The organism is Polaromonas sp. P3_A5 (genome assembly GCF_056403055.1).
The window spans coordinates 1161251-1184737 of sequence record NZ_JBFUGF010000001.1 but is presented as its reverse complement, the minus strand read 5'-3'; the positions used below and the strand labels follow the sequence as shown (position 1 = coordinate 1184737).

Annotated in this window: 21 protein-coding genes; 8 read left to right on the top strand and 13 right to left on the bottom strand. The window is 61.7% G+C overall.

Translation table 11 applies throughout. The features are described from left to right. Positions 1–28: 28 nt before the first annotated feature. The 6 genes from AC1DU8_RS05705 to AC1DU8_RS05680 all read right to left on the bottom strand — a co-directional run bounded on the left by AC1DU8_RS05705 (position 29) and on the right by AC1DU8_RS05680 (position 4601). Positions 29–601 carry a YcnI family copper-binding membrane protein gene (locus AC1DU8_RS05705; RefSeq protein ID WP_457280030.1) on the bottom strand — a complete coding sequence of 191 codons (573 nt, stop codon included), beginning with the start codon at positions 599–601 and terminating at the stop codon, positions 29–31. A gap of 209 nt (positions 602–810) precedes the next feature. Beyond that, on the bottom strand, positions 811–1191 hold the full coding sequence (locus AC1DU8_RS05700; protein ID WP_457280029.1) for a DUF2946 family protein: 381 nt from the start codon (positions 1189–1191) through the stop codon (positions 811–813). A 224-nt stretch (positions 1192–1415) separates the two neighbouring features. Next, a complete protein-coding gene (locus tag AC1DU8_RS05695) occupies positions 1416–2189 on the bottom strand; it encodes a molybdate ABC transporter substrate-binding protein (protein WP_457280028.1) in 774 nt (257 codons plus the stop codon). Positions 2190–2326: 137 nt separating this feature from the next. After that, positions 2327–3172 carry an ABC transporter substrate-binding protein gene (locus AC1DU8_RS05690; RefSeq protein WP_457280027.1) on the bottom strand — a complete coding sequence of 282 codons (846 nt, stop codon included), beginning with the start codon at positions 3170–3172 and terminating at the stop codon, positions 2327–2329. Then, positions 3169–3858: an ABC transporter ATP-binding protein gene (locus AC1DU8_RS05685; protein ID WP_457306875.1), complete on the bottom strand. Its 690-nt coding sequence runs from the start codon at positions 3856–3858 to the stop codon at positions 3169–3171. Before AC1DU8_RS05685 ends, AC1DU8_RS05690 begins: the two co-directional genes overlap by 4 nt. After that, the gene (locus AC1DU8_RS05680) at positions 3855–4601 is read right to left on the bottom strand and encodes an ABC transporter permease (RefSeq protein ID WP_457280025.1); all 747 of its coding nucleotides are present in this window, start codon (positions 4599–4601) and stop codon (positions 3855–3857) included. Before AC1DU8_RS05680 ends, AC1DU8_RS05685 begins: the two co-directional genes overlap by 4 nt. 333 nt (positions 4602–4934) lie before the next feature. Here AC1DU8_RS05680 and AC1DU8_RS05675 point away from each other — a divergent pair, with 333 nt between their 5' ends. Then, positions 4935–6047 (top strand): substrate-binding domain-containing protein, encoded by a 1113-nt coding sequence (locus tag AC1DU8_RS05675; protein ID WP_477665609.1) that lies wholly within the window; start codon positions 4935–4937, stop codon positions 6045–6047. 35 nt (positions 6048–6082) lie between these two features. Here AC1DU8_RS05675 and senA read toward each other — a convergent pair whose 3' ends face one another. Further along, the gene (gene senA / locus AC1DU8_RS05670) at positions 6083–7339 is read right to left on the bottom strand and encodes a selenoneine synthase SenA (RefSeq protein WP_457280023.1); all 1257 of its coding nucleotides are present in this window, start codon (positions 7337–7339) and stop codon (positions 6083–6085) included. A gap of 392 nt (positions 7340–7731) precedes the next feature. On the opposite strand from senA, the gene AC1DU8_RS05665 reads away from it, so the two are divergent. From AC1DU8_RS05665 to AC1DU8_RS05645, 5 genes are all read left to right on the top strand, one after another. Next, complete coding sequence (locus AC1DU8_RS05665; RefSeq protein WP_457280022.1) at positions 7732–9498, top strand: FimL-related protein; 1767 nt, start codon at positions 7732–7734, stop codon at positions 9496–9498. Positions 9499–9624: 126 nt separating this feature from the next. Next, positions 9625–10686: a selenide, water dikinase SelD gene (gene selD, locus AC1DU8_RS05660; RefSeq protein ID WP_457280021.1), complete on the top strand. Its 1062-nt coding sequence runs from the start codon at positions 9625–9627 to the stop codon at positions 10684–10686. A gap of 165 nt (positions 10687–10851) precedes the next feature. Then, positions 10852–11391, top strand: a complete 540-nt coding sequence (locus AC1DU8_RS05655) for a TRAP transporter small permease subunit (protein WP_457280020.1) — start codon at positions 10852–10854, stop codon at positions 11389–11391. Between the two features lie 47 nt (positions 11392–11438). Then, the gene (locus AC1DU8_RS05650) at positions 11439–12980 is read left to right on the top strand and encodes a TRAP transporter large permease (RefSeq protein WP_457280019.1); all 1542 of its coding nucleotides are present in this window, start codon (positions 11439–11441) and stop codon (positions 12978–12980) included. Between the two features lie 104 nt (positions 12981–13084). Next, positions 13085–13582: a hypothetical protein gene (locus AC1DU8_RS05645; RefSeq protein ID WP_457280018.1), complete on the top strand. Its 498-nt coding sequence runs from the start codon at positions 13085–13087 to the stop codon at positions 13580–13582. 205 nt (positions 13583–13787) lie between these two features. Here the strand turns inward: AC1DU8_RS05645 and AC1DU8_RS05640 are convergent, their stop codons facing one another. From AC1DU8_RS05640 to AC1DU8_RS05615, 6 genes are all read right to left on the bottom strand, one after another. Beyond that, positions 13788–14867: a TRAP transporter substrate-binding protein gene (locus AC1DU8_RS05640; RefSeq protein ID WP_457280017.1), complete on the bottom strand. Its 1080-nt coding sequence runs from the start codon at positions 14865–14867 to the stop codon at positions 13788–13790. A gap of 224 nt (positions 14868–15091) precedes the next feature. Beyond that, positions 15092–16171 (bottom strand): TRAP transporter substrate-binding protein, encoded by a 1080-nt coding sequence (locus tag AC1DU8_RS05635; protein WP_457280016.1) that lies wholly within the window; start codon positions 16169–16171, stop codon positions 15092–15094. Between the two features lie 261 nt (positions 16172–16432). Next, on the bottom strand, positions 16433–17512 hold the full coding sequence (locus AC1DU8_RS05630; protein WP_457280015.1) for a TRAP transporter substrate-binding protein: 1080 nt from the start codon (positions 17510–17512) through the stop codon (positions 16433–16435). A gap of 259 nt (positions 17513–17771) precedes the next feature. Next, positions 17772–19673 carry a 1-deoxy-D-xylulose-5-phosphate synthase gene (gene dxs / locus AC1DU8_RS05625; protein ID WP_477665606.1) on the bottom strand — a complete coding sequence of 634 codons (1902 nt, stop codon included), beginning with the start codon at positions 19671–19673 and terminating at the stop codon, positions 17772–17774. A 65-nt stretch (positions 19674–19738) separates the two neighbouring features. Then, on the bottom strand, positions 19739–20659 hold the full coding sequence (locus AC1DU8_RS05620) for a polyprenyl synthetase family protein (RefSeq protein WP_477665605.1): 921 nt from the start codon (positions 20657–20659) through the stop codon (positions 19739–19741). A 70-nt stretch (positions 20660–20729) separates the two neighbouring features. Continuing rightward, positions 20730–20990: an exodeoxyribonuclease VII small subunit gene (locus AC1DU8_RS05615; protein WP_477665604.1), complete on the bottom strand. Its 261-nt coding sequence runs from the start codon at positions 20988–20990 to the stop codon at positions 20730–20732. A gap of 278 nt (positions 20991–21268) precedes the next feature. Here AC1DU8_RS05615 and AC1DU8_RS05610 point away from each other — a divergent pair, with 278 nt between their 5' ends. Together AC1DU8_RS05610 and AC1DU8_RS05605 are read left to right on the top strand one after the other, a co-directional pair. Continuing rightward, a complete protein-coding gene (locus tag AC1DU8_RS05610) occupies positions 21269–22387 on the top strand; it encodes an aromatic ring-hydroxylating oxygenase subunit alpha (RefSeq protein ID WP_477665603.1) in 1119 nt (372 codons plus the stop codon). A 96-nt stretch (positions 22388–22483) separates the two neighbouring features. Beyond that, a complete protein-coding gene (locus AC1DU8_RS05605) occupies positions 22484–23479 on the top strand; it encodes a DMT family transporter (protein ID WP_477665602.1) in 996 nt (331 codons plus the stop codon). Positions 23480–23487: the final 8 nt, after the last annotated feature.

Genomic DNA, 23487 nt, shown 5'->3' with positions numbered 1-23487 from the left:
AATCTGAAACCAAGACTACAGGGCTCGCTCAGTGATTGTGCTCACCACCACCCGCCGACATCAGCTCCAGCGCGGCAGCAGGGTTTTTGAGATCGGACAATTTTTTTCCCGGCTGAGGCACTTCGGCCCAGTCAACCTTGCCGGTCTCGCAAACCTGGCTTACCGGCCAATACAACATGCCCGCTTGTGCAGGCAGTTTGGCCTGCAGCACAAATTCGTCGTACCAGTCGTTCTGCAGATAGTCAGCGGGGGTTTTAGCCGTCCAGCTGATTCGCGACACGTCTTCGGTGACGGTTTTGCCGTGGTCCAGCAGCGGCTGCGCCAGCTTCTCGCGTGTAACCTCCAGCGTCCAGCCTGCTTTGGGCATGGGCTTGGCACCCTGCACACCCGCGGGGATGGTGACCACGATCTGTTTGACGGGTGAATTCCCGCAGCCATGCCCGACCTTGAATGTGCCCTTGTAGTAGCTGCCTGCATTGGCGACCTGGTATTCCAGGGTGACGTGTGCGGTGGCAGGCAGGGATACAGCAATAAAGATAGCTCCAGCCCAATAGGGACGAGCGCAAGCAGCTATGGTTTTAATAGCATTTGGGTATTTCATGATTGATTCTTACAGGATTGAAAATTAAAGGCACCAGGATTTGCGGCTGAAATTAGGGCCAGCCAGCGCAGCGAGCGCCATGCCGAACGGAGCGCACGGGTGCGCAGAAATGGCTCGTGAAAGTGCACGCTGAAATGAACGATGGCACGGCGCCGGCCGCAAGGCCCGTGCGCGGGATGCCTGAGGCCTCCAGCGAGAGGCGGTTCAGTTCAAAGTGCGGGAGGTGCGCGGCTGAAAGGCAGCCCGGAGATGGCAGTGCCGGTGGTTGCCGGAATATCCGCCACCGCAACCGTGGTACCGGTGACACAGGAAACGCTTGCTACCGGTAGAGGTGGCAGCACCAGCCCTGCTGAGCCGCACAGGTCGCAGCGCTGGCCTGGGGAGGCTGCATTGCCATCGGTGGAGTCCATGCCGGCATCAGACGAAGCGGTGTTGACGCTGCAAATGCCGCTCAGCTTGCCGCTGCGCACGTCCTGGGCGAGCATGGACACCGGTGCCCACAACGCCGCCGCCACGGCCAGGAAAGCCAGCCAGGCGGCAAGGCGTTCCCATACGGGAAGGGTCGAGCGGGATACGGGGTGGTGGGGCACGGGGTGATTATATGTAGCCCCCACGCTCCCCCACTTCGTGTGGGTCGCTGCCCCCCGAGGGGGCCGCCCGCCCTGCGACCCGGCAAAGCCGGTTCCGCGGCTCATGCTGGATTAATGAGTGCAAGCGGGCAGCCGCGGGACTGGCTTTGCCAGACCGCAGGCGCCGCCCCCTCGAGGAGGGAACAGGCTACACGCAGTGAGACTGGACGGGGGTGGGTGTCTTGCTAGGGCGCCCCAAAACCAAACCGCCGAAACACCTCCTGCGCTTCCGGCGTCAACAAGTAGGCAGCAAACTGCCCAGCAGCAGCATCCCCGCTTCGCGCAGTCAAACCGTAGGCCGCACTCACCTGTAGAGCCGCCGGCATCTGCACCACATTCATCCGCGGCAGGTCCTTGCGAACCGCCACAGCATTGGTGCAATAAGTCAGGAACAGATCAGCACGCCCTTCCGAAACCAGCCACTCATAAACCCCCCGGCCTGCTGGAGGCTGGGGCGCTTCGGGCGAACCGGTGAGCTTGAGTGCCTTGGCGTCCAGTGCCGTGTAAGCACCGGGCTTGAGTGCTTCCGCCTTGCGGAACGCTTCCCATGCATAGTCGCCCGACGGGTCCGCCCTGGGCGTGGAGGTGCCGAGCTTGACGGCGGGATCCAGCATCAGGTCGAGCAACTTTCCCGAATCGGCATTGAGCTGCGGCACGGCCAACGCGCACAGCTGGTTGCGCACGAAGAGCGTGGGTTGCGCCCATGAACTTCCCGCTGCGGCATACAGGCGCTGGGGATGCTGCGTGTCGGCCGAGGCAAACACCTGCGCCGGCTCACCCTTCTCGATGCGTTCGCGCAGCAGGCCAGAGGCGCCAAAGGTCAGCTGGGTTTTCACGCCCGTGCGGGTTTCATACGCGCGCGCGGCTTCAGTGAGCGCTTCGCGCAGGCTGCCCGCCGCATACACGCGCAGCGGCGCGGCGCCTTCAGCAGATGCTGCGGGCGATTGGGCATGCGCCATAGTCAAGCCTCCTGAAAAAACAACCGCAGCAGCAATCCATACCAGCAGGCGCCGCGGAACCGGCTTCGCCGGGCCGCAGGCGCCGCCCCCTGGAGGGGAGGACAGGCTACACGCAGTGAGCCTGGACAGGGGGGAACTCATTTTGCGTTTGGAAAGAACAGCTGCTCGCCATTGATCTTGTAGCCGGCAATCACGTTCTGGCCAGCTGGTGAAATCACCCAGTCCACAAACTTCTGCGCTTCCACCACTTTGGTCTGCGGATGCTTGGCGGGGTTCACCACCATCACGCCGTACTGGTTAAACAGCTTGGTATCGCCTTCGACCAGCACGACCAGGTCGCCGCGGTTTTTGAAGGACAGCCAGGTGCCGCGGTCGGCCAACACATAGCCGCCGCTGCTGGCCGCGATGTTGAGCGCCGGGCCCATGCCGCAGCCGCAAGCCTTGTAGTTGGCAAACGCAGGCTTGTCGCCCGGCGTCTCGACGCCCGCGGCTTTCCAGTAGCGAAGTTCGGCGGCGTGCGTGCCGCTCTTGTCACCGCGAGAGATAAAACCGGCATTGGCGGCGCTGAGTTTTTTCAGCGCTTCGACAATGTCCCTGCCCCTGGTTTTGGCTGGATCAGCTGCGGGGCCGATCAGCACGAAGTCGTTGTACATCACGGGAAAACGCTTGATGGCAAAGCCCTCAGCCACGACTTTTTCTTCCGCCACCTGGTCGTGCACAAAGAGCACGTCAGCATCACCCCGGCGGCCCATATCGATAGCCTGGCCGGTGCCGACAGCGACTACTTTCACGTCAATGCCCGTGGCTTTTTTGAACTCGGGCAGCAGGTAGGGAAACAGGCCTGACTGCTCGGTCGAGGTGGTTGACGCCATCACGATAGTGCTGGTTTGTGCTATCGAAACAGTAGCTGCCAGCGCAAGCGGGACAAGCGCCAAAGCCCTGATCGACCCGAAAATTCCCGACACCATGCTCAAGCTGTTCATGCAAGTTCTCCTTTTAAAAATGCTTCTGCCGCTGCGGGGACAGGACCGGTGAAAAAGGCCGCAGTCGGCAAGTCGGCTACCAGCCGGCCGTGCTCAAGGTAAATCACCCGGCTGGCCAGCCGCTTGACCTGCCCCAGGTTGTGGCTGCTGAAAATGAGTGTCATGCCGGCATCGGCAAATTCCGCCATCAGGCGCTCGACCTCGCGCTTGGCCGTGGGGTCCAGGCTGGCCGTGGGCTCGTCGAGCAACAGGACCTGCGGCTTGAGCGCCCAGGCACGCGCCAGCGCCACACGCTGCTGCTGCCCGCCCGACAGCGCCTTGGCATTGCGTGTAGCCAGGTCTTCCAGCCCCACGCGCTCCAGGGCAGCCAATGCCTGGACTTTGGCCTCTTTCCAGCGCACACCACCCAGCCACAGTCCGAGTGCCACGTTGTTCAGCACGCTGGCGCGCAGCATGTAAGGCCGCTGGAACAGCATGGCCTGCCGCAATTGCACGTCGTGTTGAAAGCTGCCGGCAGAAGGCCGTACCAGGCCGTTGAGGGTCCGAAGCAGCGTGCTCTTTCCGCTGCCGTTGGCGCCCACCAGTGCCAGCCTTTCGCCGGCCTTGATACGCAGGCTGCAGCCGCTGAGCGCATGGACCTGGCCGAACTGCACACCGATGGCGTGCAGGTTGAAAACCTGCGTCATGGCTGTGCGCCCCCGGTGGCCAGGGCCACATCCGGCAGGCGGTCGTCGAACTGCTCGCGCCAGCGCCGCACCAAGGCTATCAGGATGTTGAGCAGCAGCACCACACCCAGCAGCACGATGCCCAGCGCAAGCGCCAGCGGCAAATCGCCCTTGCTGGTTTCCAGCGCGATCGAGGTGGTCATCACGCGCGTGAAGCCGTCGATGTTGCCGCCCACCACCATCACCGCGCCGACCTCCGAGATCGCCCGGCCGAACGCGGCGATCAGCACCGTCAGCAACGCATAACGCTCGTCCCACAGAAGGATGAGGCCTCGCACGAAGCGGCCCGCACCCAGCGACTGGAATTGCTCGCCATGAGAACGGTCGGCATCTTCAATCGTCTGGCGAACCAGCGCGGTGACGACCGGCAGCACCAGCACAGCCTGCGCCAGCACCATGGCCTTGAAGGAAAACAGCCAGCCCAGGAAGCCGAGGGGGCCGGTTCGGGAGAGCAACAGGTACACCACCAGCCCGACCACCACCGAGGGCAGGGCCAGCGCGGTGTTGAGCACAGCCAGAACCGCACCGCGGCCGCGAAAACGCGACACACCCAGCCACGCACCGAGCAGCAGGCCAGCGCTGCAGGCAATGAGACAGGCGCAGGCACTCACGGCCAATGAACGGGCCACGATGCTGGCCAGCATGGGATCGAGCGAGGTGATGAGCGTGAATGCCGTGGCGGCGCTGTCTGAGAAGGTGTTCATGTGGGAGATCTGCGGGGCACTGGTACTGCAATCCGGAAGTAGCGAAACACAATGAAAGTGATGGATTCGTGCCCAGGGCGAGGCGCAAGCCGCAGCGAAGGCTATACGCCTTCGCAAGGATTGCAACGCTGCCATGGGTTACGAATACGCGCTTTCATGTTTCGATACTTCCGGATCGCAGTACCAATCGTAGCGCCCAAGTCCTTGATTTATATCGGGAATCATCGCTATGAATTGATTTGCATAGGCTGATCCCCGCTTCGCAGCGCGGCCCGCCCTTCGCCCGTCGCTGCTGACCTGTGCACTCATAATCAGTGCACTTACCGCCTCGCCATGCATAAAGTCGAACTCTCTTACCTGCTCACGCCACAGCGGGGCAAAAACGCCCTGATACGCAATCCGCTGATGGACATGCTCCATGCGGTGCGTGAACAAGGCTCCATCTCCAAAGCCGCCAAGGCGCTCGACCTGTCGTACCGCCACGTGTGGGGTGCACTCAAAGACTGGGAGCAGACCCTGGGACGAACACTGATCGTCTGGGACAAGGGCCAGCGGGCACGGCTCACGGAATTCGGAGAGAAACTGCTCTGGGCCGAGCGGCAGGCACAGGCTCGGCTGGCGCCCCAGATCGAAGCATTGCGGGGCGACATCGAACGGGCTTTTTCCACCGCCTTTGACGACAACGCCCATGTGCTCACGCTCTATGCCAGCCACGACGCAGCGCTTTCTGCGTTGCGCGAACAGGCGAGCCCGCGCGGGCTGCACCTGGACATCCGCTTCATGGGCAGCGTGGACGCCATTGCCGCCCTGAACGCGGGGCGCTGCATGATGGCCGGATTTCACACGCTGGACCAGCCTGGCAGTCAGTCCGTGACGGCCCTGACCTACCGCAACCTGCTCAAGCCCGGACTGCACAAGCTGATCGGTTTCGCCCATCGCATGCAGGGCCTGATCGTGGCCAAAAACAACCCGCTGCAGATTGCCGGCATCACCGACCTGGCAAGGCCGGGCGTGCGTTACGTGAACCGGGCGGAAGGCACCGGCACACGCGTGTTGCTGGACGAACTGCTGGGCAAAGCCGGTGTGGCGACTTCAGATATCCAGGGCTACCAGAGCCAGGAGCCATCCCATACGGCCGTGGCCCAGGCGATTGCCAGCAATGTCGCCGATGCCGGCCTTGGCATTGAAACGGCAGCGCGCGAGAAAGGCCTGGGCTTCATCCCGCTGGCGCAGGAGCGCTACCACCTGGTGTGCCTGAAGTCCGAACTGCCCACGCCGCAGGTGCAGGCACTGCTCAAGGAGCTCCAGAGCCGCGACTGGCAGGCCACGCTGGAAGAGTTGCCCGGCTACAGCGGCGAAACGGCCCAGAGCGGCAAGGTGCTGTCCCTGCGCGCCACCTTGCCCTGGTGGACATACCGCAAGGAAAAATTGGCGAAAAGTGCCTGAAACCCTTTCAGGACTAGCGCTACCAGCTATTCTTTTTATAGCGCGCAGGACCTGAATCCACAGAAAATATCGTCCCGCCCGGGCAGGCAGAAGTTGCGGTAGCGGGGATGCTTCAGGCGCGCACGCGTGGCGAACGAACCGCCGCGCAGCACCTTGTGGCTGCCGAACCAGGGTTCGGAATAGGCGGCGAAAGGACCGGGCACAAAACCCGGGTAAGCACGAAAGGTCGTGCCCGTCCACTCCCACACGTCGCCCCAGCGAAAGCCCCTGCGGGCGGCCGTGCACGCAGCGGTTTCCCATTCCACTTCTGCGGGCAGGCGGCGCCCGGCCCAGCGGCACCAGGCGTCAGCTTCCCACCAGCTCATGTGCATGGCCGGCTGGTTGCCGAGCATGCGCATGGCCTTGCCAAAGCGGGTCAGCATTACGGCGCCGCTGGCCACACCAATCTGTTCAACGTAACGCGGACCGCGCCTGCCTTCGCTTTTGACGATGGCCTGCAACCACTCCCATCCCTCGGGCTGCCAGAACTCGGGCCGGTCATAGCCGCCGTCATCGACAAACTCCACGAACTGCGCCCAGCTCACCGGCTGCGCGTCGATCTCGAACTCGGGCACGCTGATGTCGTGCTGTGCCAGCTCGTTGTCAAAAACAAAACCTGCAGTGCCCGATGGTGCGGCAGAGCCCATTTTCCAGGTGGTAGCCGGGATCAACAGCGCGCCCCGCAGTGCCATGGGCGGGGGTGTGAAGGCTTGCAACAAATCCTTCTCAATAGGCACACCCAGCATCTGCGCGGCGTGGGTCAAGGCTTCGGCCTGCATGTCCTCATAAAAGAGGCACAGGCGGTAGAAGTAGAGCGCGTCGCCGTCCTCCCCGGCTTTGCCCAGTAATTCCAGCGTGCTTTCCAGCGTGTCGAGCAGATAGGCACGGCAAACTTCCACATCGGGCAGGTCAAGCGACCAGCGCTGGCTGTGCGGAACACTCGCAGGGTCCCACCAGCGGTCGGCATTGGGTTCCATCGAAGCGAGGCGGGTGTGCCCCGGTGCGCAGCGTATTCCCTGTGCACGCTGCACATTGCGGCCGATCCACCATTCCTGGAACCAGCCGACGTGGCCGAGCATCCACAGCGGAGGGCTCAGCAGCGGGGAGGCCGGCACGGCAAAACCAACGGATTCCAGCGCCTGCTGGTACTGGCCAAAAATCCGCAAGGTGTGATTGCGGGCATCCATCAGCGCCAGCGACAGGACGTCACGGCCGGCGCTGCGCATGAGGGGCGAATCGATCTGGCGGTCCATCGCGAAAAAAATGATTGCTGGCGGGAGTAATGAAAAGGTGTAGCGTCTTGAACCCGCACAAAGTCTGGCAAGCACTGACACGAATGGACACAAACAAGACACCATCAAAGCCGCGCGCCGATTGAGACCAGAATAGCAGACGGACGACCGGCTAGCGCGCATAAGTGTTTAGGTTGCATACTGGGCTCGAGGACAAACAAGGGGCCTGCCAACCCGACGAAATATTGATGGCAAGGTGTCGCGCCACGGCGACTTACCCCCTTTTGTAACAACAAGTACACGGATAGACTCCGGCCAGTCGCCCCGTATCTTGAGAATGCCTGCGGGCGTCTGGAGGACGCATCGACTGCCCCTTGACCCCGCCCCTTGACTCACTCACCAGCACGCCACTTATGCAACCACACGATCTGAACTCATCGCCCGCCGAGCTCGACATGACGCTCCTGGACCTCGGGCCCCTGGCGTGGGTGCTGGAAGAACTGCGCAAGTCGCTGGAAGGTTCCAACAAAGCCCTGAAACGCTTTTTGCGGGAGGCTGAAGGCGTCAGCAACTCCGATCTCGCCGCACTGGATGCCGGCCAGTTACGTACTGCCCGCCAGCAGTTGCACCAGGCGGTCGGCGCGCTGGAGATGGTCGGCATGAGCGCGCCTGCGCTGGTGCTGCGGGCCATGGAAACGGCGGTGCAAAAATTCATCCAGACACCGGGGCAATGCACACAGGACGCTGCGACCAAAATCGAACTGGCCGGTTTTTCCCTGACGCATTACCTCGAAGACGTGCTGGCCGGCAAACCGGTGTCTGCGGTGTCACTTTTCCCCCAGTACCGCGACATCCAGGGCCTGGTTGGCGCCGACCGCGTCCATCCGGCGGATCTCTGGGTGTTCCAGTGGCGCTGGATAGAGCCGGTCCTCAATATCACTGTCGATGCCAGGGCGTACGGCGGGGAATCCAGGCAGCTGCTGGACCGGTTGATGCTGACCCTCATCCGGACCGGTGACGCGGAAGCCGCGCAAAGCCTCAGCGATGTCTGCCTGGGGTTCGCCCAGGGCCAGACCGGCATTGAGCCCAGGACCTTCTGGAAAATTGCAGCGGCGTATTTCGAAGCACTGGCAAAAGGCCTGCTGAAGATCGATCTCTATGTAAAGCGTGCAACCCTGCGCATCCTGCTGCAGTATGTCTGGCTGGCCAAGGGTACGGAGGCGTCGGCCCGGCTTGCGGAAGATCTGCTTTTCCTGTGTTCCCAGGCGAAAGTCCCACGCTCCAGCGACGCGCCGGTGCTGTCGGCGGTTCGTTCAAGTTATGGCTTGACACGGTTCAAGCCGGTGGACTATGAGTCGGTCCAGTTCGGCCGCTTCGCCCCGGCCCTGATCGCGCAGGCCCGCAAGCGCATCAGCTCGGCAAAGGAAACATGGTCTGCAGCCACCGCCGGAGACCTGAGCAAGTTCAAATCCCTGAACGACCAGTTCAGCCTGGTGACGGATTCACTGGTCAAACTGCATCCGCCGAGCGAGCCGATGGCGCGGTCGCTGACGCGCGTGATCGCCTCGACGGTCAGTTCGGGTCAGGCCCCCAGCCCCGAACTGGCGCTGGAGGTGGCAACCGCGGTGCTGTACCTGGAAGCCGTGTTTGACGATTTCGACCCCAACGACCCGCGCCTGTGGGCCCGGACAGCCCGGCTTGCGGAGCGGCTTGAAAGCGCCAGGACGGGCGGACAGCCACAACCACCGGAATCGTGGATGGAGGAGCTGTACCAACGCGTCAACGACAAACAGACCATGGGAAGCGTGGTGGGTGAACTGCGCGTGGCCCTGGGTGTGCTGGAAAAATCCCTCGACAGCTTTTTCCGCACGCCGGAGGACAAAAAACCCCTGGCCGTGGTACCAGGGCAGCTCGCGCAGATGCAGGGCGTGCTGTCCATGCTGGGGGTAGACCAGGCAGCCCTGGCGGTAATGCATATGCGCGAACTCGTGGAACAGATGCTCAAACCTGGTGCCAATGAGCAGCAGGCCCACATGGCGGGATCGGTCGATCGCCTCGGCAATAACCTCGGAGCCTTGAGCTTCCTGATTGACATGCTCAATTACCAGCCCGGTCTGGCCAAAAAGCTGTTTGTGTATGACGCGGTGAAAGGCGAACTGAAGGCCGACAAGGACAACTGAAGCGCCAGGAGCGCGGCCGGGGTTGCGCCTGAGGGCAGCAGGTGAAATGCTCGAGAAAACCCCCTTGTTTTAAACTGGCTGCCCCGCGCACCGCCGGTACCGCGGGAACGCCATTGAAAGCACGCCATGAACGCCCCTGAAACACTTCCGGGCACCCCACCCCGGCTCACCAGCCTGTCGCATGGCGGCGGTTGCGGCTGCAAGATTGCGCCTGGCGTGCTGAGTGAAATTCTCAAAAACTCCAGCAACCTCCCGATTCCGCCGCAGCTGCTGGTAGGCATTGAAACCGCCGACGACGCGGCTGTTTACCTGCTCAATGACGAGCAGGCGCTGATCGCGACGACCGATTTCTTCATGCCCATCGTCGATGATCCCTACGACTTCGGCCGCATCGCCGCCACCAATGCAATCAGCGACGTCTATGCCATGGGCGGCACGCCCATCATGGCGCTCGGGCTGGTGGGCATGCCCATCAATGTGCTGCCGCTGGAGACCATAGGCGCGATCCTGCGCGGCGGGCAGGACGTCTGCCGCGATGCGGGCATCCCGATCGCGGGGGGGCACACCATCGACTCGGTCGAGCCGATTTATGGCCTGGTGGTGCTGGGCCTGGTGCACCCTTCGCGGGTCAAGAAGAATTCCGGTGCCAAGGCCGGGGACGTGCTGGTGCTGGGAAAACCGCTGGGCATCGGCATTCTTTCTGCGGCACTGAAGAAGGAACAGCTCGACGCCGCAGGCTATGCCCGCATGATCGCGCTCACCACACAGCTCAACAAGCCGGGTATCGAGCTGGCACGCATGGAAGGCGTACATGCGCTCACCGACATCACCGGCTTTGGCCTGGCAGGCCACGGCCTGGAACTGGCCCGCGGGGCCGGCGTCCAGTTGCGCATCGACTGGCAGCGCGTGCCGCTGGTCAGTGGCACGCGCGAACTCGCAGCACAAGGTTGTGTGACGGGCGCCTCGGGGCGCAACTGGGCCAGTTATGGAAATGAAGTGAGTTTGCCCGCAACCTTTGCCGAAGCTGACAAAGCCCTGCTCAGTGACCCGCAAACCTCCGGAGGCCTGCTGGTGTCCTGCAATGCAGACAGCGCCGCCGAGGTTCTGGCAATTTTCCACGCCCAAGGCTTTGCCGAGGCAGCGGTCATCGGGGACGTCACCGCCGGCCACGGGCTGGCCGTACGCTGAAAAAATGCGCGAGAGTCTGGCACAAGCCGTAAAACCCTAGGGTAAACCCGGAAATTTTTTGTCAGTCTTTATTCAGTGCTGCGGGTGGCATCCGTCGTACCATTCATGCCTCGACGTACCCGGGTGGGTACTTTCTCATTCAAAAGAACTTATCGGAGACATCCCGTGTCCGCACTCCTCAAACTCGCACTGGCCTACGACTGGCTGACCACGCGACTGGGCAAGATCGCCGCCTGGACGGTATTGCTTGCCGCGATGATTTCCGCCGGCAACGCCTTTGTGCGCTACGGCCTGGACATCAGCTCCAACGGCTGGCTTGAAATCCAGTGGTACCTGTTCGCCGCCACCGTGATGCTGGGCGCACCTGTGGTCCTCAAACTCAACGAGCACGTGCGGGTCGACATCATTTACGGCAAGCTCAAGGGCAACGGGCCGGTGTATGTAGACATCTTCGGCCTGGCCATCTTCCTGCTTCCCGTGATGGGCCTGCTGGCCTACCTGAGCTGGCCGCTGTTCGTGAGCATGCTGCGCTCAGGTGAAGTCTCAGGCAACGCCGGCGGCCTGATCCGCTGGCCCGCGATGCTGCTGCTGCCGCTGGGCTTCGGTCTGATGTTCGTACAGGGCCTCTCGGAAATCATCAAGCGCATCTGCTATCTCCAGGGCAAATTCGAGATGGATACGCACTACGAAAAACCGGTTCAGTGATCCGTTTGCATCGCTCGTTCCCATAAAAATACTTTCAGGACTACCCCATGCAGATGGAAAATTTTGCCCCGATCATGTTCGCGGGCCTCGTGCTGATCATGCTGATCGGCTTTCCCGTCGCCTTCTCGCTGGCCGCCCTCGGGCTGGCCTCGGGCTTCCTGGCCATCGAGATGGGCTGGTTTCCGGCCAGCTTCATGTCCAACCTGCCGCTCAACATGTTCGGCATTTTGTCGAACGAGCTGCTGCTGGCCATTCCCTTCTTCACCTTCATGGGTGCCATCCTTGAAAAGTGCGGCCTGGCCGAAGACATGCTGGACTCCATGGGCCAGCTGTTCGGCCCCGCCAAGGGCGGCCTCGGCTACTCGGTGATCATCGTCGGCTTCATCCTGGGCGCGATCACCGGCACTGTGGCTGGCCAGGTGATCGCCATGGCGCTGATCTCGCTGCCCGTGATGATCCGCTATGGCTACAACATGCGCTACGCCACCGGCGTGCTGGCGGCCTCCGGCACCATCACCCAGCTGGTGCCGCCGTCACTCGTGCTGATCGTCATGGCCGACCAGCTGGGCCGCTCCGTCGGTGACATGTACAAGGGCGCCTGGGGCCCCTCCATCCTGCAGGTGCTGATCTTCGCGGGCTACACCTTCATGCTTGGCGTGTTCAAGCCGCACCATGTTCCCGGCGTTCCGAAAACCGCGCGCACGCTCAACGGCTGGGCGCTGTGGGGTAAATGCCTGCGCGGCATCATCCCGTCGGCCATCCTGATTTTTGCCGTGCTCGGCTCCATGGGTGGCCTGCCCGGCATCAACACCGCCATTGCCACGCCAACCGAAGCCGGCGCCATGGGTGTGGTGGGTGCGCTGATCCTGGCGGCCATGCACAAACGCCTGACCCCGGCGTTGATCTGGGAAGCCATGAGCGGCACGATGCGCCTGACAGCCATGGTGGTCTTCATCCTGATAGGTGCACGCGTCTTCTCGATGGTGTTCCAGGGCGTGGACGGCGCCAAGTGGGTCGAGCACATGCTCAGCGGCCTGCCTGGCGGCCAGACCGGCTTCCTGATCGCCGTCAACCTGTTCATCTTCTTCCTGGCTTTTTTCCTCGACTTCTTCGAGATTGCTTTCATCATCCTGCCCATGCTGGGCCCCGTCGCCGACAAGCTGGGCATCGACCTGATCTGGTTCGGCGTGCTGCTGTGCGTGAACATGCAGACCAGCTTCATGCACCCGCCCTTCGGCTTTGCGCTGTTCTACCTGCGAGGGATCGCCGACACCCTGTTCAAGGAAGGACGCATTCCCAAGCCGATCAAGTCCAATGACATTTACCTGGGCGCTATTCCCTGGGTGGCGATGCAGCTGATTCTGGTGGCGATCGTCATCTTCGTGCCGCAAACGGTGACGATCTTCCTCGACAAACCCGAGGTGGTCGACCTGGACAAGGTCAAGATCGAGATCCCCGTCGACGAGAGCGCGACCCCGCCCGCGGGCGGGGCCAGCGGTGCAGCAGGCACAGACCCGCTGGCCCCGCCGGCGGAGCCGAATGCCGATGACGAACAGAAAAAACTCGACGAACTGTTCAAGACCAAATAACCGATCGCAGCCTTCCAGGCCAGCGTCCAACGCCCCTTTCGCGAGGGGCGTTTTTATTGGCAGCCCATACTGTCAGTTTTTCCTTTCCATACCGCGAGCACTCCATGGACCCCGTACCCGCCCCCAGCACCTATTTCGGCCCACCGCCCTTCAAGTTCACCCCGACAGGTGGGAGCATCTCGGGGCAGGCGTTTTCCGTGCCCTTCAAGGTGTTGGCCACCGCCATCGTGCTGGCCCTGGCCGCGGCTTTTGTCCAGGCCTGGCTGGCTGGGAGGGCCTCAGGCGCGGCTGCCGGCGGGGGGTGGTTCATCGCCGGGCTGCTGATGGTGGGCTACACGTGGTGGCACATCCTGCGCAGCGTCACGCGCCTCGACGAACAAGGCCTCTACCAGAGCTGGGTCTGGGACAAGCACATGGAGCTGCGCGAACTCGCCTACGGCAAGCTGATCCGCGTGCGCGGACTCGAATGGCTGATCGCACCACGTCTGTATGTGCGTACCTTGATGGGGAAGTTCGCGGTGTTCTACGCCGCATCGCCCGAGATGGTCGCGGAATTTGAACGGCTGGTAAGCGAGTTGAAGACCTTTCGCAGCCAACGCTGAGGGCACGGCTCACTGCCGCCGGAAAGGCAGGCGAAAAAAAACCGCGACATGTCGCGGTTTTTTATTTCCCGGGAAAACGGGGAACCACTGATTTCCCTTTCAAGCAGGGGCCGCGGAACCGGCTTCGCCGGGCCGCAGGCGCAGCGGCCCCCTCGGGGGGCAGCGCATTACACGAAGTCGAAGACGCAGTGAAAAGCGTGGGGGCTTATAAGGTGACACCCTGCATGTACGTGTCGAAGCGCGACTCGGCGAAGCGGAACCAGAGGATCTGGTCCTTCTGGAAAGCACGGTAGTCGGTGTATATCTTTTTCCAGTCAGGGTTCTTCTCGGCCAGCTCGGCATACAACTCCATCGACGCCTTGAACGAGGCATCGAGCACGGGCTTGGGAAAGGGCAAGACCTTGGTCTTGGCGCCCACCAGCTGTTTCAGTGCGGTCGGGTTGCGTGCATCGTACTTGGCCTGCATGTCGATGTGCGCATGTGAAGCGGCGGCATCGATGATCGCGCGGTACTCTGCGGGCAGGGCTTCCAGCGCCTTGTTGTTGACGAAAAAATCAATCTCAGGGCCACCTTCCCACCAGCCGGGGTAGTAGTAAAACGGAGCCACCTTGTTGAAGCCCAGTTTCTGGTCGTCGTAAGGGCCCACCCACTCTGCGGCATCTAGCGTGCCTTTTTCGAGTGCCTGGTAGATTTCACCGCCAGGCAGGTTCTGCGGAACCACGCCGAGACGCTCCACCACCTTGCCGGCAAAGCCGCCAATACGGAACTTCAGGCCTTTCAGGTCAGCCACGGTCTTGATTTCCTTGCGGAACCAGCCACCCATCTGGGTGCCCGTGTTGCCGCCAGGAAAGCTCACCAGGTTGTATTTGGCGTAGAACTCATTCATGAGCTTGCGGCCATTGCCTTCGTACATCCAGGCCGACATCTGGCGCGAGTTCATGCCGAATGGAATCGCTGCGCCGATGGCAAACGCTTCGTTCTTGCCGAAGTAGTAGTAAGGCACGGTGTGGCACATTTCCACGGAACCCTGGCCGACACCATCGACCACACCAAAAGCAGGCATCAATTCGCCGGCGGCGTGGACGCTGATCTGGAATTTGCCGCCAGTCATTTCGCTGACCTTCTTGGCGAACACTTCGGCACCGCCGTAAATGGTGTCAAGCGGCTTGGGGAAACTGGAAGCCAGGCGCCAGCGGATGGCCGCTTGCGCGTGAACAGCAGGTGCCACACCGGCGGCCAGTACACCGGCAATGCCGGCGTTTTTGATAAGTGAACGACGATCCATTAAATGCTATCTCCTGAAGGGTGGTCGGGTTTGCGGTCCGAATGGACGTGCGGGGCGCCCAGCTGGCAATCGACGGCTATGCAAGCCGCGCTTTTGAGCAAGAGGGCGGAGATCTATTTTGTCAGCATTTCACACCACTTGCCCAACCCGGTTTTACAGTATCGGGACAGACTAAAAAAAACCGCCTGCAAGAGGCGGCTTTCGGGATGACCGATGGGCCGGGTTCAGAGTTTCTGGGCTTGCATGAAGCGGTCAAACGTGGCTTCCGTGAAGCGGAACCACAGGTTCTGCTCGGCGCGGAACTTGGAGTAGTCGGCGTAGATCTTCTTCCAGTTTTCGTTCCTCGCGCTGATCTCTTCGTAAAGCGCCATGGACTCCTTGAAAGCAGCGTTCATCACGTCGGTCGGGAATGGACGGAGCTTGGTACCCGCACCCACGAGCTGCTTGAGCGCACCCGGGTTTTTTGCGTCGTATTTGGCCTGCATATCGCCATGGGCCTGGGCTGCAGCTGCTTCCACAATGGCCTTGTTCTCAGGGGTGAGGGCGTCAAAAGCCTTGTTGTTGATGAAGAAGTCCAGCTCGGGGCCGCCTTCCCACCAGCCGGGGTAGTAGTAAAACGGAGCGACTTTGTTGAAGCCCAGTTTCAGGTCGTCGTAAGGTCCCACCCATTCGGCGGCGTCAATCGTGCCTTTTTCGAGGGCCTGGTAAATCTCGCCACCGGGAATGTTCTGCGGCACACCGCCGATGCGCTCCAGGACCTTGCCGCCGAATCCGCCGATGCGCATTTTCAGGCCCTTGATGTCTTTCAGCGACTTGATTTCCTTGCGGTACCAGCCACCCATCTGCGCGCCGGTGTTACCGCCGGGGAAATTGACGATGTTGTATTTTCCATAGAACTCGCGCATCAGCTTCAGGCCGTTGCCTTCGTACATCCATGCGCTCATCTGACGGCTGTTCAGACCGAAGGGAATGGCACAGCCAAGGGCAAAGGTCTCATCCTTGCCGAAGAAATAGTAGGGGGCCGTGTGGCACGCCTCGACAGAGCCTTGCTGTACGCCGTCGACCACGCCAAAAGCGGGCATCAATTCCCCAGCGGCATGAACCGACACTTCGAACTTGCCGCCCGACATGGCCTTGACGGCTTTGGCAAATACTTCGGCGGCACCAAAAATGGTGTCAAGGGACTTGGGGAAGCTGGAGGCCAGGCGCCAACGAACGGCAGCCTGCGCATGAACAGCAGGTGCTACACCTGCCGCCAGCACACCGGCAATACCGGCGTTTTTGATAAGTGAGCGACGATCCATAAAACTCTCTCCTGAAGTTATCGAATTTTGCGTTGATCTGCCAGATCGGTTCGGCCTGCTACAACTGTTGAATTGCATTGCCTTGATTGAATCGGCGGAGCATGGATACTTTGTCACTCTTTTGCATAAAAACACCCCGTTTTTACCCGTAGATCGCGCACAAAAAAGCCGCCTGGGCAGGCGGCTTTTTGACGAAAACGTTTCAGCGAGCGGCTTGCCAGTTGCAAGCCGCTCGCCCCCTATCTGATCAAGTTGATGGCTTTACAGCTTCTGGCTCTGCATGAAACGGTCGAAGGTCGCCTCGGTAAAACGGAACCACAGGTTCTGGTCGCCGCGGAATTTCGAATAGTCCGCATAGACCTTGCGCCAGTTTTCATTTTTGGCCGACAGCTCTTCATACAGCTTCATCGACTCCTTGAAAGCGGCGTTCATGACATCGGCGGGGAACGGCCGGAGCTTGGCGCCAGCACCCACCAGCTGCTTCAGGGCCGTCGGATTCTTGGTGTCGTATTTGGCCTGCATGTCGACGTGTGCGGCGGCGCTGGCCGCTTCCACAATCGCCTTGTATTCGGGCGACAACGCGTCGTAGGCTTTCTGGTTGATGTACAGGTCCAGCTGCAGGCCGCCTTCCCACCAGCCGGGGTAGTAGTAGTTGGGTGCCACCTTGTTGAAGCCCAGCTTCTGGTCATCGTAGGGACCGATCCATTCGGCAGCGTCGATGGTGCCTTTTTCCAGCGCCTGGTAAATCTCGCCGCCGGGAATGTTCTGCGGCACGCCGCCCAGGCGCTCGATGACCTTGCCGGCAAAACCGCCGACGCGGAATTTGAGGCCCTTCATGTCGGCAATGGACTTGATTTCCTTGCGGAACCAGCCACCCATTTGCGCGCCGGTATTGCCGCACGGAAAGCTGATCATGTTGTATTTGGCGTAGAACTCGCGCATCAGTTTCAAGCCGTTGCCCTCAAAGGTCCAGGCGCTCATCTGGCGGCTGTTCAGGCCAAAAGGAATGGCGCCGCCGATGGCAAAGGTTTCGTCCTTGCCGAAGAAATAGTAAGGCGCCGTATGGGCTGCCTCGATGGAGCCTTGCTGCACGCCGTCGACCACACCAAACGCGGGCATCAGTTCGCCTGCAGCATGGACGGAGATTTCAAACTTGCCGCCTGAAATCGCCTTGACATGCTTGGCAAACGTTTCAGCACCTCCATAGATCGTGTCCAGCGATTTGGGGAAGCTGGATGCCAGGCGCCAGCGAACAGCGGCCTGTGCGTGAACAGCCGGCGCAACGCCTGCTGCCAAAACACCGGCAACGCCGGCGTGTTTGATGAGTGAACGACGATCCATCAGGTTGACTCCGAAAGGTAAAAATGAAAATTCCACTGGGCTCAGGCACCAGTCAGACCGTTTTGCAGGTCTTTGGGAATTCTAAAAATGAGGGGGTCTCGACCCGGCCGGGTTTACCCTTGAAGAGCTGACGGGAAGCTGAACAGATGTGGCCCCCACGGTCGTTCGCTTCGCGTAACTCCCTGCCCCCCGAGGGGGCCGCCCGCCTGTGGCCCGGCAAAGCCGGTTCCACGGCTCATGCTGGCTTTAAGAGTCTTGCCTAAGCTACCGACTTTAGGGTGGGCTTGCCGGTTCCCAGCAGAGCAGAAAACCGCGCCCTCACGGACGCTTCGATGCCTGCGGCATCGAGGCCTTGGAGGGCGAGCAGTTTTGCGGGATCGCCGTGTTCGATGAACTCGTCTTTCAGGCCCAAATGCAGCACCTGTTTGTTGACACCTGCGGCTTGCAGGGCTTCGCTGACTGCGCTGCCGGCGCCACCCATGATGGCACCCTCTTCCACTGTCACCAGGGCTTGGTGGGTGGCTGCGACCTTGAGCAGCAACTCGACATCCAGCGGTTTGGCCCAGCGCATGTTGACCACTGTGGCGCCTAGTTTTTCTGCGGCTTGCAGGGCCGGGTATAGCAAGGTGCCGAAAGCCAGGATGGCAACACCCGAGCCTTCGCGGCGGACTTCGCCTTTGCCGAAGGGCAGCGCCTCAAGGCCGGTTCCCGGCTTGATGCCGGCGCCGGCGCCGCGCGGGTAGCGTACAGCCACCGGATGGTTTTGCTCGAAAGCCGAGCTCAGCAGCATGCGGCATTCATTTTCATCGGCGGGGCATGCCACACTCATGTTGGGAATGCAGCGCAGGTAAGGAATGTCATAGGCGCCCGCATGCGTGGCGCCATCGGCGCCAACCAGGCCGGCGCGGTCCAGCGCGAACACGACAGGCAGGTTTTGCAGGGCCACATCGTGGATCAGCTGGTCGTAGCCGCGCTGCAGAAAGGTGGAGTAAATCGCGACCACGGGCTTGAGCCCTTCGCAGGCCATGCCCGCGGCAAAGGTCACCGCATGCTGTTCCGCAATACCGACGTCATGGTAGCGTTCAGGAAAGCGCCTGTGGAACTCAACCATGCCCGAGCCTTCTCGCATGGCCGGCGTGATGCCGACGAGCCGGCTGTCGTGCTCGGCCATATCGCACAGCCACTGGCCGAACACCTGGGTGAAGGTCTGCTTGGCCGGTGCGGTGGATTTTTGCAGCCCCATGGCCGGATCGAACTTGCCGGGGCCGTGGTAGGCGATGGGGTCGGCTTCGGCGAGCTTGTAGCCCTGGCCTTTTTTGGTGACCACATGCAGGAACTGCGGGCCGCCCTTGGTGTCCATCAGGTGCTTGATGTTCTCCAGCGTGGGGACCAGCGACTCCAGGTCATGACCGTCGATGGGGCCGATGTAATTAAAGCCGAAGTTTTCAAATAGCGTGGCAGGCACGACCATGCCCTTGGCGTGCGACTCCAGGCGTTTGGCCAGTTCCAGCAGCGGCGGCGCCACGCGCAGCACCTGCTTGCCCATGTGCCTGGCGGATGCATAAAAACGCCCGCTCATCAGCTGGGCCAGGTAACGGTTCAGCGCGCCCACCGGCGGGCTGATGCTCATGTCGTTGTCGTTGAGCACCACCAGCAGCTTGCAATGGTCATGCACACCCGCATTGTTCAGGGCCTCGAAGGCCATGCCGGCGCTCATGGCACCGTCTCCAATGATGGCCACCGCATGGCGGTCTTCGCCTTTTTGCTGAGCGGCCAGCGCCATGCCCAGTGCGGCGGAAATCGAGGTCGATGAGTGGGCCGTGCCAAAGGTGTCGTAGGGGCTTTCGTCGCGGCGCGGAAAACCCGACAGGCCGCCAAACTGCCGCAGGCTGTCCATGCGCTCGCGCCGGCCCGTGAGGATTTTGTGCGGATAGGTCTGGTGACCCACGTCCCACACCAGGCGGTCTTCGGGGGTGTTAAAGACGTAATGCAGAGCCACCGTCAGCTCCACGGTGCCCAGGTTCGAGCTCAGATGGCCGCCGGTTTTTGAAACGCTGTCAAGCACGTAGGCACGCAGTTCGTCGGCCAGGGGTTTCAGGTCAACGCGGGGCAGGCTCCGCAGGTCGGCGGGGCTGTTGATGGTTTCAAGCAATGGGTACATCGTGGTGTCGCTGTTTATGGCAAGGCCGGTTTCCCGGTCCGCGGTATTCAATCCTGATGACGGCTTCAATGATGACGGTTCACAAGCATGTCCGCCAGTGCGCGCAGAGCATCGGTGTGACCCAGCCCGCTGGCGTCCAGGCTGCGCAGTGCCTTGCCCAGCAGTTGCTGCGCATAGGCTTTGGAGTCTTCCAGCCCCATCAGCGATACAAAGGTGGGTTTGTCCTGGGCGGCGTCCTTGCCGGCCGTCTTGCCCAGTGTGGCGGAATCAGCGGTGACGTCGAGGATGTCGTCAACGACCTGGAAAGCCAGGCCGACGGCGGCGCCGTAATCGTGCAAGGCGTCTTGAGCGGCCGGTGTCGCAGCACCACAGGCCGCGCCCATCATCACGCTGGCCTGCAGCAGCGCACCGGTCTTCAGCCGGTGCATTTCATGCAGCTGGACGGACGTCAGCGGCAGGCCCACGCTGGCAAGGTCAATGGCCTGGCCGCCGGCCATGCCCTGAAAACCGGCCGCCTGGGCCAGCATGCGGCACAGGCGCGCCTGTGTGGCCGCATCGACTGAGTCATCGGGAGGCGTGAGGAATTCAAATGCCAGCGCCTGCAGGGCGTCGCCGGCCAGTAGTGCCTGGGCCTGGCCGAACTTGACATGCACCGTGGGCTTGCCGCGGCGCAGCACATCGTTGTCCATGCAAGGCATGTCGTCGTGTACCAGCGAATAGGCGTGGATCAGCTCTACCGCGCAGGCGGCCCGCAGGGCGGCTTGCGCATTGCCCTGCACGGCCTCGCAGGCCGCCATGACCAGCAGCGGCCGCAGGCGTTTTCCACCGTCGAGCACGGCATAACGCATGGCGTCGCCAAGGCCCGCAGGCGCAGGCGCATCGCTGGGACAGGCAACCCAGCGCGACAAGGCGCTCTCGACATTGGCAAGCTGCCCGGCACTCCAGGCGCTCAAGGTAAACAGGGGCAGTTTTTCAGGGGCGTTCAATCGTGGGTCTCTTTTTTAGGGGGTGAAGGAATGTTCTGCCTGCAATGCGCCGTGGCGCCGGCTGCGCCGGTTATTCCTGCACCCACGGTTTGAGTTCCGTGCCTTCCAGCACCTTGATCTGGGTTTCCACGGCCTCGAGCTTGTCCCTGCAGAACTTCAGCAGCTGCGCACCGCGCTGGTAACCGGTGAGCAACTGGTCCAGCGGCAGCTGCCCGGATTCCAGGCTGTCAACCAACCCTTCGAGTTCCTGCAATGCGGCCTCATAGCTGGCGGGCAATGCCGGAACAGCGGTAGCGGAAGCAGCAGCGGTGGACGAAGGACTTTTGGCCATGGTGATTTGGATGAAGGCTGATTTTAGGCCGTTGCAGGCAGGTTGCGGCCCCGGCGCCCGAGGCTACGAATCCATACATCTCTATTATCCGGTGGCGGCGCGCGAAGACCCGCAAAAAAGCCCGCGCGGGTACAATTGATAACAGTTCTCGATAACGGCAGTACCCCTGCTGCGGGATATCCGGCCTTGTTTTCTCCGTGGGCTGTCGCTCAGCCTGCCTACCCGCTTGTCAACAGCCTCCACCGCCTTGGCGCGGAGGCATGTTCACCGAAATTTGCATGTCTGATCTCAGCCTCCGTCTCCTGCAGGCCACCAGCCAGCTCCCCATTTCCAGCTATTTTGATGCGGGCCTGTACCAGCGGGAGCAGCAAAAGCTGTTTGCCCGCGGGCCGCGCTACCTGGGCCATGAACTGGCCGTGCCCCACCTGGGCGACTATTACGCCCTGCCGCATGAGGGCGAAGGCCGGGCGCTGGTGCGCAACGCTTCGGGCATCGAACTGATCTCCAACGTCTGCCGGCATCGCCAATCCACCATGCTGCAGGGCCGCGGCAATACCGGCAGCAACATCGTCTGCCCGCTGCACCGCTGGACCTACAACACCTCCGGTGAGCTCATAGGCGCACCGCACTTCGAGATCGACCCCTGCCTGAACCTGAACCGCTACAAGACCACGACCTGGAATGGCCTGGTGTTCGAGGACACCGGCCGCGACGTGGCGGCCGAGATGTCGCAGCTGGCCACCTACGCCGACCTCGACTTTTCCGGCTACCAGCTCGACAAGGTGCACCTGCACGAGTGCAACTACAACTGGAAGACCTTCATCGAGGTCTACCTGGAGGACTACCACGTCGGCCCCTTCCACCCCGGGCTGGGCGGCTTTGTGACCACCGACGACCTGCGCTGGCAACTTGAACCAAACTATTCAGTGCAGACCGTGGGCGTGTCAGACAAGCTGGGCAAGCCCGGCACCGACACCTACAAGAAATGGCATGACGTGGTGCTGCAGTACCGCAAGGGCGTACCGCCCAAATACGGCGCCATCTGGCTCACCTACTACCCGCACGTGATGGTTGAGTGGTACCCGCATGTGCTGGTGGTCAGCACGCTGCATCCACAGGGCCCCGACAAGACGCTCAATGTGGTCGAGTTTTTTTACCCCGAAGAAATCTGCGCTTTCGAGCGCGAATTCATCGAAGCGCAACAAGCCGCCTACATGGAAACCTGCGTGGAAGACGACGAAATCGCCCTGCGCATGGACGCCGGCCGCAAGGCCTTGATGGTTCGCGGCGACAACGAGTTCGGGCCTTACCAAAGCCCCATGGAAGACGGCATGCAGCACTTTCACGAGTGGTACCGCCGCGAAATGGGCGCCAGCAAAACCACGCAGATGATCTGACGGCACCGGAACTGCTATTTATTTGATAGCTGCTTGCGCAATACCATTGCGGATCCCAGCCACTTTTACCACTCATAACTCCTTACCCTGAAATCGATGCAAGCCGTCTGGATGATTCTTTCCTCCTTCCTGTTTGCCACGATGGGGGTCTGCGTCAAGTACGCGTCGGAACACTTCAACAGCGCCGAACTGGTGTTCTATCGCGGCACCCTGGGCATCGTCTTCATGGCCGCCTACGCCCGCGCGCGCGGCATCACCCTGGCCACCCGCTACCCGTCCATGCATGCCTGGCGCAGCGTGATTGGCGTGATGTCGCTGTCGGCCTGGTTTTACGCCATTGCCCATCTGCCGCTGGCGACCGCCATGACGCTCAACTACATGAGCAGCGTGTGGATTGCGGCCTTCCTGGTCGGCGGCGCTTTGATGGCCTGGGCGCCGCCGAAGGCAAATGACACGCTGAGCGCCGCCGGGCCGCCCCAAGGCGCGAGCGCCCCCTCGGGGGGCAGCGCAGCACGCGAAGCGGCAAGCGTGGGGGCTCTATTTTCCAGCCAGGGGCCTCTCGTCATGGCCATCCTCGCCAGCTTTGCCGGCGTCGTCATGTTGCTGCGCCCTGCCATCGACCAGAACCAGACCTTCGCCGGGCTGGTGGGCCTGATGTCCGGCCTGGGCGCCGCCTTTGCCTACATGCAGGTGATGGCGATTTCGCGCATGGGTGAGCCCGAAACGCGCACCGTGTTTTATTTTGCCGTGGGCACGGCGGTTGCCGGCGCGCTCGGCATGTGCGTCATGGGCATCACACCCTGGAATTGGGAACACGCGCTGTGGCTGCCGCCCATCGGCATCCTGGCTTCGCTGGGCCAGCTGTCCATGACCAAGGCTTATTCCATGTCAGAAAACCATGGCGGCACGCTGATGGTGGCCAACCTGCAGTACTCGGGCATTGTGTTCGCGGCTATCTACAGCCTGATCCTGTTTGGCGACAATATCCCCCTGATCGGCTGGGCCGGCATGGGCCTCATCATCGTCAGCGCGATTGCCGCAACTGTTTTGCGCGCCCGCGCTGCGCCCAATGCCCCGGCTGAAGAGCATTAAGGAGTTTT

Excerpts from the sequence above, each read along its gene's own strand:
- AC1DU8_RS05645 (WP_457280018.1), top strand. The coding sequence starts at position 13,085 with ATGGACCCCGTACCCGCCCCCAGCACCTATTTCGGCCCACCGCCCTTC.
- AC1DU8_RS05690 (WP_457280027.1), bottom strand. The coding sequence starts at position 3,172 with ATGAACAGCTTGAGCATGGTGTCGGGAATTTTCGGGTCGATCAGGGCT.
- AC1DU8_RS05705 (WP_457280030.1), bottom strand. The coding sequence starts at position 601 with ATGAAATACCCAAATGCTATTAAAACCATAGCTGCTTGCGCTCGTCCC.
- AC1DU8_RS05695 (WP_457280028.1), bottom strand. The coding sequence starts at position 2,189 with ATGGCGCATGCCCAATCGCCCGCAGCATCTGCTGAAGGCGCCGCGCCG.
- AC1DU8_RS05640 (WP_457280017.1), bottom strand. The coding sequence starts at position 14,867 with ATGGATCGTCGTTCACTTATCAAAAACGCCGGCATTGCCGGTGTACTG.
- AC1DU8_RS05675 (WP_477665609.1), top strand. The coding sequence starts at position 4,935 with ATGCATAAAGTCGAACTCTCTTACCTGCTCACGCCACAGCGGGGCAAA.
- AC1DU8_RS05615 (WP_477665604.1), bottom strand. The coding sequence starts at position 20,990 with ATGGCCAAAAGTCCTTCGTCCACCGCTGCTGCTTCCGCTACCGCTGTT.
- AC1DU8_RS05650 (WP_457280019.1), top strand. The coding sequence starts at position 11,439 with ATGCAGATGGAAAATTTTGCCCCGATCATGTTCGCGGGCCTCGTGCTG.
- AC1DU8_RS05605 (WP_477665602.1), top strand. The coding sequence starts at position 22,484 with ATGCAAGCCGTCTGGATGATTCTTTCCTCCTTCCTGTTTGCCACGATG.
- selD (WP_457280021.1), top strand. The coding sequence starts at position 9,625 with ATGAACGCCCCTGAAACACTTCCGGGCACCCCACCCCGGCTCACCAGC.
- senA (WP_457280023.1), bottom strand. The coding sequence starts at position 7,339 with ATGGACCGCCAGATCGATTCGCCCCTCATGCGCAGCGCCGGCCGTGAC.
- AC1DU8_RS05680 (WP_457280025.1), bottom strand. The coding sequence starts at position 4,601 with ATGAACACCTTCTCAGACAGCGCCGCCACGGCATTCACGCTCATCACC.
- AC1DU8_RS05665 (WP_457280022.1), top strand. The coding sequence starts at position 7,732 with ATGCAACCACACGATCTGAACTCATCGCCCGCCGAGCTCGACATGACG.
- AC1DU8_RS05685 (WP_457306875.1), bottom strand. The coding sequence starts at position 3,858 with ATGACGCAGGTTTTCAACCTGCACGCCATCGGTGTGCAGTTCGGCCAG.
- AC1DU8_RS05635 (WP_457280016.1), bottom strand. The coding sequence starts at position 16,171 with ATGGATCGTCGCTCACTTATCAAAAACGCCGGTATTGCCGGTGTGCTG.
- AC1DU8_RS05630 (WP_457280015.1), bottom strand. The coding sequence starts at position 17,512 with ATGGATCGTCGTTCACTCATCAAACACGCCGGCGTTGCCGGTGTTTTG.
- dxs (WP_477665606.1), bottom strand. The coding sequence starts at position 19,673 with ATGTACCCATTGCTTGAAACCATCAACAGCCCCGCCGACCTGCGGAGC.
- AC1DU8_RS05610 (WP_477665603.1), top strand. The coding sequence starts at position 21,269 with ATGTCTGATCTCAGCCTCCGTCTCCTGCAGGCCACCAGCCAGCTCCCC.